Here is a 7558-nt window from a genome sequence, read left to right as displayed (position 1 = left end):
GAGAGACAGTGAGGAATTTACGCAATATCGGCCTTGCTGCCGGACTGGCGCTGAGCGTCTCGGTCTCGGCACTCAGTGCATACGCTTCCGAGCCGACGGTTCCGCCGGCGCCGACACCGTTTCCCGCCGAAGGCAAGATCAATTATGTCGCGCGCGACTCCATTCTGGAGTTCAAGGCGCTTCCCGAATATCACGAGCCCGACTGGGTCACCGAGAAATACGTCAAGACCGGCAAGCTGCCGCCGGTGAAAGACAGGCTGCCGAAGGAGCCGCTGGTCTTCAAGACGGGCAATATGCAAGACGGCATCGGCGTCTATGGCGATACGATGCGCCACGTCATCGGAGGGCGGCCGGAAGGCTGGAACTACGGCGCCGGTCAGACGCAAGGCTGGGGCGGCATCGACATCGGCCTCTCCGAATGCCTGACGCGCACCGCCCCGCTGTTCCAGGTCGAGGCCAAGGACACCGAGCCGCTGCCGAACCTGGCCAGGAGCTGGGATTGGTCGAGCGATGGCCACAAGCTGACCATGCACCTCATCGAAGGCGCGAAGTGGTCGGACGGCGTGCCGTTCAATGCCGACGACGTCATGTTCTACTGGGACGACGAGGTCGTCGATCCCAACGTCTCGCCGCTGAACGGCGCCACGCCGGAAACCTTCGGCGTCGGCACGACGTTGAAGAAGATCGACGACTACACCGTCGAATGGACCTTCAAGGACGCCTTCCCGAAGCAGTACCTGTATGCCATGGCCTACGGCACCTTCTGTCCTGGCCCCGCGCACATCCTGAAGCCGCAGCATCCGAAATATTCGAAGAACACCTATGATCAGTTCAAAAATGCCTTCCCGCCGGAATTCATGAACATGCCGGTGATGGGCGGCTGGGTCCCGGTCGAATACCGGCCGGACGACATCATCGTCATGCGCCGCAATCCCTATTACTGGAAGGTCGACGAAAAGGGCAATCAACTGCCCTATCTCAACGAACTGCACTACAAGCTGTCGACCTGGGCCGATCGCGACGTCCAGGCGGTGGCCGGCGCGGCTGATTTTTCCAATCTGGAGCAGCCGGAAAACTTCGTCGCCTCGCTGAAGCGTGCGGCGGAGGCGAACGCGCCTGCCCGTCTTGCTTTCGGCCCGCGGCTCATCGGCTACAATCTGCGCTTTAATTTTTCCGCCAATGGCTGGGGCAATCCGGACGAACGCGGCCAGGCGATCCGCGAGCTGAACCGCAACGAGGATTTCCGCAAGGCCGTCACCATGGCGCTCGACCGCAAGGCGCTCGGCGACTCGCTGGTCAAGGGGCCGTTCACCGCCATCTATCCCGGCGGCTTGTCGTCAGGAACCAGCTTCTACGACCGCAATTCGACGGTCTACTACCCCTTCGACCTCGATGGCGCCAAGGCTGAACTCGCCAAGGCCGGCCTCAAGGATACGGACGGCGACGGCTTCGTGAATTTCCCTTCCGGCACCGCCGGCGGCAAGAATGTCGAGATCGTGATGCTGGTCAACAACGACTACACGACCGACAAAAGCCTTGCCGAAGGCGTCGTCGCCCAGATGGAAAAGCTCGGGCTGCGGGTCGTGCTCAACGGCCTCAACGGCACCCAGCGGGACGCTTCGCAATACTCCGGCCGCTTCGATTGGCTGGTCCGGCGCAACGAACAGGAACTGACCTCGGTGGTGCAGAACACCGTGCAGCTTGCCCCGGTCGGCCCGCGCACCAGCTGGGACCATCGTGCGCCGGAAAATGGCGAGGTCGATGTGATGCCGTTCGAAAAGGACCTCGTCGACATCGTCAACAAGTTCGTCTCCACGCAGGACAATGACCAGCGCGCCAGCTTGATGAAACAATTCCAGAAGATCTCGACGGAGCACGTCTACAATGTCGGCCTGACGGAATATCCCGGCGCGCTGATCGTCAACAAGCGCTTCTCGAACATTCCGCAGGGCACGCCGATCTTCATGTTCAACTGGGCCGAGGATTCGATCATCCGCGAACGGGTGTTTGTCGCCGCAGACAAGCAGGCGAAATATGAATTGTTCCCCGATGAGCTGCCCGGCAAACCCGGAGAGAAGGGGCTGATGAATTAGGTTTACCTCCCTGACTGAGAGACCTCCGGCCGCGCCGCTGGCGCGGCCGGACAAACCAACCTCCGGACGCAACCAAGGGCGCGATCGGCGAGACAAGGAAACGAACCGTCCATGCTGCGATTCCTGCTCACGCGCATAGCGTCGGCAATCCCGGTCCTCGCCATCTTGAGCCTGGCCACCTTTGCCATCATCCAGGCGCCGCCGGGTGACTATGCCGACTACATCCGCTCGCAGGCGATCAACCAGGGTGGAGCTTCCTTTGCCGAGGCCGACGCGCAGGCAAAGGCCTATCGCATCGAGCATGGCCTCGATAAGCCGCTGCCCGTGCAGTATCTCAACTGGATCGTCGGCATCGTCACTCGAGGCGATTTCGGCTACAGCCTGTACTACAACAAACCGGTCGCCGATGTGGTCGGAGAGCGCCTGCCGCGCACGCTCCTTCTGGCGCTGGTCTGCCATCTGCTGGCCTCGGTGCTGGGCATCACATTCGGCATATGGGCGGCGACAAGGCAATACACCTGGATCGACTCGACACTGTCGGCCATCTCCTTCCTCGGTATGACGGTGCCGCGCTTCCTGATGGCGCTGATCATCGTCTATCTCCTGGTCTTCCAGTTCAACGTGTCTGAGATCGGCTCATTCTTCTCGCCGCAATATGGTGGTGCGCCGTGGTCGTGGGCCAAATTCGTCGACCTCGTCAAACATGTCTGGCCGGTGGTGGCGATCGCCACTTTCGGCGGCCTCGCCTACAATATGCGCGTCATGCGCGGCAATCTGCTCGATACGCTGAACGCGCAATATGTCGAGACGGCAAGGGCCAAGGGGCTGACGGGTGCTGCCGTCGTCATGCGCCACGCCGTGCCCAACGCGCTGCATCCGCTCATCATGTATCAGGGCGTGGTGCTGCCCTATATGCTGACCGGCGAGATCGAGACGGCGATCATCTTCGCACTGCCGACCGTCGGCCCGGCGATCGTCGGCTCCATGGCTGTCGGCGACGTCTATGTCACCGCCACCTTCATGATGGTCCTGTCGGCGACGCTCATCGTCGGCAACATCATCGCCGACATGCTGCTCGTGCTGCTCGATCCGCGCGTGCGCCAGTTCGGGGAGCGTTGAGATGCTGGCGCGCGATCCATCCCCTCCACCGCTGCCTGCCGAAGGGCCCATCGTCGCCAAACCGGCGCATGGCAACGAAAGCTACATGGCGCTTGTCTGGCGCCGGCTGAAGCGCTCCTGGACCGGCATGGCCGGGCTCTGGCTCGTCGTGCTGCTGCTGGTGATGGCCGTATTCGCCGAATTCATCGCGCCAATGGACCCGAAGGTCACGGATGTCGGCTTCGCTCCGCCGCAGGTGCCAAGCTTCCATGACAGAGACGGCGGTTTCACCGCACGGCCGAGGGTCTATGCGCTGGCCGATTCGGCGGACCTCGATCCGGTCACTTTCCAGCCCGTCGTCGGCCCCGACTATGATCATCCTAGGCTGCTCGGTTTCTTCGTGCATGGCGCGCCCTACAAGCTGTTTGGGCTGCTGCCGGCGGACCGGCATCTGTTCGGCTCGCTGGACGGCCAGCCGGTGCATTTCCTGGGCACCGACAAGTTCGGCCGTGACGTGCTGTCGCGCGCCATCCACGGCTCGCGCGTCTCGCTGATGATCGCCCTGACGGTCGTCTTCATCATCACCGTCATCGGCACCACCGTCGGCATGGTTTCCGGCTATTTCGGCGGCAGGTTCGATGTCTGGATGCAGCGCTTCGTCGAACTGGTGCTCGCCTTCCCGCAACTGCCGCTCTATCTGGCGCTGACGACGCTGATCCCGGTCACCGCTCCCACCAACGTCTTCCTCGCTTTCGTCATCATCGTCATGTCGGCCTTGGGCTGGGCGCAGATGTCGCGCGAGGTTCGCGGCAAGACGCTGGCGTTGGCGCGGATCGAGTATGTGCGCGCCGCCATGGCGGTCGGCGCCACCGACCGGCGCATCATCATGCAGCACATCTTCCCCAATGTGATGAGCCATGTGATCGTCGCCGTGACGCTGGCGATCCCGACCGTGGTGCTGCTCGAATCCTTCCTCGGTTTCCTCGGCTTCGCCGTCAAGCCGCCGCTGATCTCGTGGGGCCTGATGCTGCAGGACACCGCGACCTATTCCGTCATCGGCACCTATCCCTGGATCCTGTCGCCGGTCGGTTTTGTGCTGGTCACCGTCTTTGCCTTCAACGCGCTGGGCGACGGCCTGCGCGACGCCGTCGACCCTTATTGAGGTGGCACAGATGTCCGTCGCGCTCGCCGAATCCTTCGCACCGATCGTCCGTCACGACCATGGCGGACGCCAGGACCAGCCGATCATCGATGCCCGCAACGTCGCCGTGGCCTTCAAGGTGGAGCATGGCGTCGTCGAAGCGGTCAAGGACATCTCGTTCCAGCTCTATCGCGGCGAGACGATCGCCATCGTCGGCGAATCCGGTTCGGGCAAGTCGGTGACGGCGCGCACCGTCATGGGCCTGCTGTCGCGGCGCGCCACGGTGTCGCCCGGCTCGAGCGTCTGTTATGACGGGCAAAACATCCTGAAATTTCCCGAGAGCGCCCGGCGCAAGCTGCGCGGCAACCGCATCTCGATGATCTTCCAGGAGCCGATGAGTTCGCTCAACCCGATCTATACGGTCGGCAGCCAGATCGTCGAGGCGATCCGGGTGCATCGTAAGGTCAGCCGCAAACAGGCTTGGGCGCGAGCGCTCGAACTTCTGCAGCACGTGCAGATTCCCGATCCTGCCGCGCGGCTCAGACAATACCCGCATCAGCTCTCGGGCGGGCAACGCCAGCGGGTGATGATCGCCATGGCGCTGGCCAACAATCCCGACGTGCTGATCGCCGATGAGCCGACCACGGCGCTCGATGTCACCGTCCAGGCGCAGATCCTGAACCTGATCCGCAGCCTGCAGAAAGAGCTGCGCATGGCGGTGATCCTGATCACCCACGACCTCACCGTGGTGCGCCAGTTCTCCGACTACGTCTATGTCATGCAGCATGGCGAAATGTGCGAGCACAACGTCACCGAACGGCTGTTCGGCGATCCGCGGCATCCCTATACGAGGCGGCTGCTGGCTTCAGAGCCGCACGGGCAGCCGAAACCGCTGCCGGAGGGCTGTGGCACCATTCTCGAGGCCAGCGGCGTGCGCGTCTCATTCATGCTGCGCCACGGCACCTTTCTGAAACCCGACTGGCGCGAATTGGTCGCCGTCGACGATCTCAGCCTGAAACTCTGTCGTCATGAGACGCTGGGGCTGGTCGGCGAGTCCGGCTCCGGCAAGACCACCTTCGGCCAGGCCCTGCTCCGGTTGATCGACGCCAAGCGCGGCGAGATCCGTTTCGACGGCAAGCCGATCCACGGCCTGTCGCGGGCCGAGATGCGGCCGTTGCGCTCGCGCATGCAGATCGTCTTCCAGGATCCGTTCTCCTCGCTCAACCCGCGCATGACGATCGGCCAGATCATCGAGGAAGGGCTGATCGTCAACAGCATAGGGGCGACGCGGCGCGAGCGGGTCGAACGGGTGCGCGACGCGCTGGTCAGCGCCGGCATGCCGGGCGATATTCTGTCGCGGTTTCCGCACGAATTCTCCGGCGGCCAGCGACAACGGATCGCGATCGCCCGCGCCATAGCGCTCGAACCAGAATTCATCCTGCTCGACGAGCCGACATCGGCGCTGGACCTCTCCGTCCAGGCGCAGATCATCGACCTCCTGCGCAAGCTGCAGGACGAGCGCGGCCTCAGCTACCTCTTCATCTCGCACGACCTCAAGGTGGTGCGTGCGCTGTGCCATCGCGTGATCGTCATGCAGAACGGCAAGATCGTCGAGCAGGGCCCCGTCGACGACATCCTGTCCAATCCCAAGACCGCTTACACCGAACGGCTCGTCAGGGCCGCTTTCGATGTGGCCTGAACATATGCCGGAGGTTAGCATGGCAAGAAATCCCAAGATCACGTTCATCGGCGCCGGCTCGACGGTGTTCATGAAGAACATTGTCGGCGACGTGCTGCAGCGCCCGTCGCTGTCCGGCGCGACGATCGCGCTGATGGACATCAATCCGCAGCGGCTGGAAGAGAGCGCCATTGTCGTCAACAAGCTGATCGCGACGCTTGGCGTCAAGGCGAAGACCGAGACCCATTCGGATCAGCGCAAGGCGCTGGCCGGCGCGGATTTCGTCGTCGTCGCCTTCCAGATCGGGGGCTACGAGCCCTGCACAGTCACTGACTTCGAGGTGCCGAAGAAATACGGCCTGCGCCAGACGATCGCCGACACGCTCGGCGTCGGCGGCATCATGCGGGGCTTAAGGACCGTGCCGCATCTGTGGAAGGTGTGCGAAGACATGCTCGCCGTCTGCCCCGATGCGATCATGCTGCAATATGTCAACCCGATGGCGATCAACACCTGGGCGATAGCAGAGAAATACCCTGAGATCAGGCAGGTCGGCCTCTGCCATTCGGTGCAGGGCACGGCAATGGAGCTGGCTGAAGACCTCGACCTTCCCTACGAAGAGATCCGCTATCGCTCGGCCGGCATCAACCACATGGCGTTCTATCTGAAGTTCGAGCATCGCCAGCCGGACGGTTCCTACCGCGACCTCTACCCAGATCTCGTGCGCGCCTATCGCGAAGGCCGCGCGCCCAAGCCCGGCTGGAACCCGCGCTGTCCCAACAAGGTGCGCTACGAGATGCTGACCAGGCTCGGCTATTTCGTCACCGAGAGCTCGGAGCATTTTGCCGAATATACGCCCTATTTCATCAAGGACGGCCGCCCGGACCTGATCGAGAAGTACGGCATCCCGCTTGATGAATATCCCAAGCGCTGCATCGAGCAGATCGAGCGCTGGAAGGGGCAGGCTGAGGCCTATCGCTCGGCCGATCGCATCGAGGTCGAGCAGTCCCGGGAATATGCCTCCTCGATCATGAATTCGGTCTGGACCGGCGAGCCGTCGGTAATCTACGGCAATGTCCGCAACAATGGCTGCATCACCTCGCTGCCCCGCGATTGCGCCGCCGAAGTGCCGTGCCTGGTCGATGCCTCCGGCATCCAGCCGACCTATATCGGCGACCTGCCGCCGCAATTGACCGCGCTGATCCGCACCAACATCAACGTGCAGGAACTGACGGTGCGGGCTCTGATGACCGAGAACCGCGAGCACATCTACCACGCGGCGATGATGGATCCGCACACCGCGGCCGAACTCGATCTCGACCAGATCTGGTCACTGGTCGATGATCTCCTGGCCGCTCACGGCGACTGGCTGCCGGGCTGGGCGCGGGTGGCGCGCAAGACCGAGGCCGCCTGACGACCTCATTTCGGAGCGTCGGGATCCGTCTCTTCCTCGTCATCGCGGGCCTTGATGACATAGGCGCCCTTCAGCCAGCGGTTGAGGTCGATGTCCTTGCAGCGCGTCGCGCAGAACGGAAAGCTGTCGCGCGCCGA

6 protein-coding genes are annotated in these 7558 nt (G+C 63.0%); 5 read left to right on the top strand and 1 reads right to left on the bottom strand.

What is annotated here, in order from left to right; all coding sequences use genetic code 11:
• Window positions 1-8: 8 nt before the first annotated feature.
• From EN914_RS17220 to EN914_RS17200, 5 genes are all read left to right on the top strand, one after another.
• Window positions 9-2093 carry an ABC transporter substrate-binding protein gene (locus tag EN914_RS17220; protein ID WP_013530190.1) on the top strand — a complete coding sequence of 695 codons (2085 nt, stop codon included), beginning with the start codon at window positions 9-11 and terminating at the stop codon, window positions 2091-2093.
• 111 nt (window positions 2094-2204) lie between these two features.
• Window positions 2205-3212, top strand: a complete 1008-nt coding sequence (locus tag EN914_RS17215) for an ABC transporter permease (protein WP_013530191.1) — start codon at window positions 2205-2207, stop codon at window positions 3210-3212.
• Window position 3213: 1 nt separating this feature from the next.
• Window positions 3214-4353 (top strand): ABC transporter permease, encoded by a 1140-nt coding sequence (locus EN914_RS17210; protein WP_024504776.1) that lies wholly within the window; start codon window positions 3214-3216, stop codon window positions 4351-4353.
• 10 nt (window positions 4354-4363) lie between these two features.
• The gene (locus EN914_RS17205) at window positions 4364-6031 is read left to right on the top strand and encodes an ABC transporter ATP-binding protein (protein WP_024504777.1); all 1668 of its coding nucleotides are present in this window, start codon (window positions 4364-4366) and stop codon (window positions 6029-6031) included.
• Between the two features lie 19 nt (window positions 6032-6050).
• Window positions 6051-7421 carry an alpha-glucosidase/alpha-galactosidase gene (locus tag EN914_RS17200; protein WP_024504778.1) on the top strand — a complete coding sequence of 457 codons (1371 nt, stop codon included), beginning with the start codon at window positions 6051-6053 and terminating at the stop codon, window positions 7419-7421.
• Window positions 7422-7426: 5 nt separating this feature from the next.
• Here the strand turns inward: EN914_RS17200 and yacG are convergent.
• Window positions 7427-7558, bottom strand: a 132-nt coding sequence (yacG, locus tag EN914_RS17195; RefSeq protein ID WP_127389169.1) for a DNA gyrase inhibitor YacG, incomplete at its 5' end; no start/stop codon positions are given.

The sequence above is a fragment of the Mesorhizobium sp. M7A.F.Ca.CA.001.08.2.1 genome, assembly GCF_003998455.1.
Taxonomy (GTDB): domain Bacteria; phylum Pseudomonadota; class Alphaproteobacteria; order Rhizobiales; family Rhizobiaceae; genus Mesorhizobium; species Mesorhizobium ciceri.
This window is presented reverse-complemented; position numbering and strand designations above follow the sequence as displayed.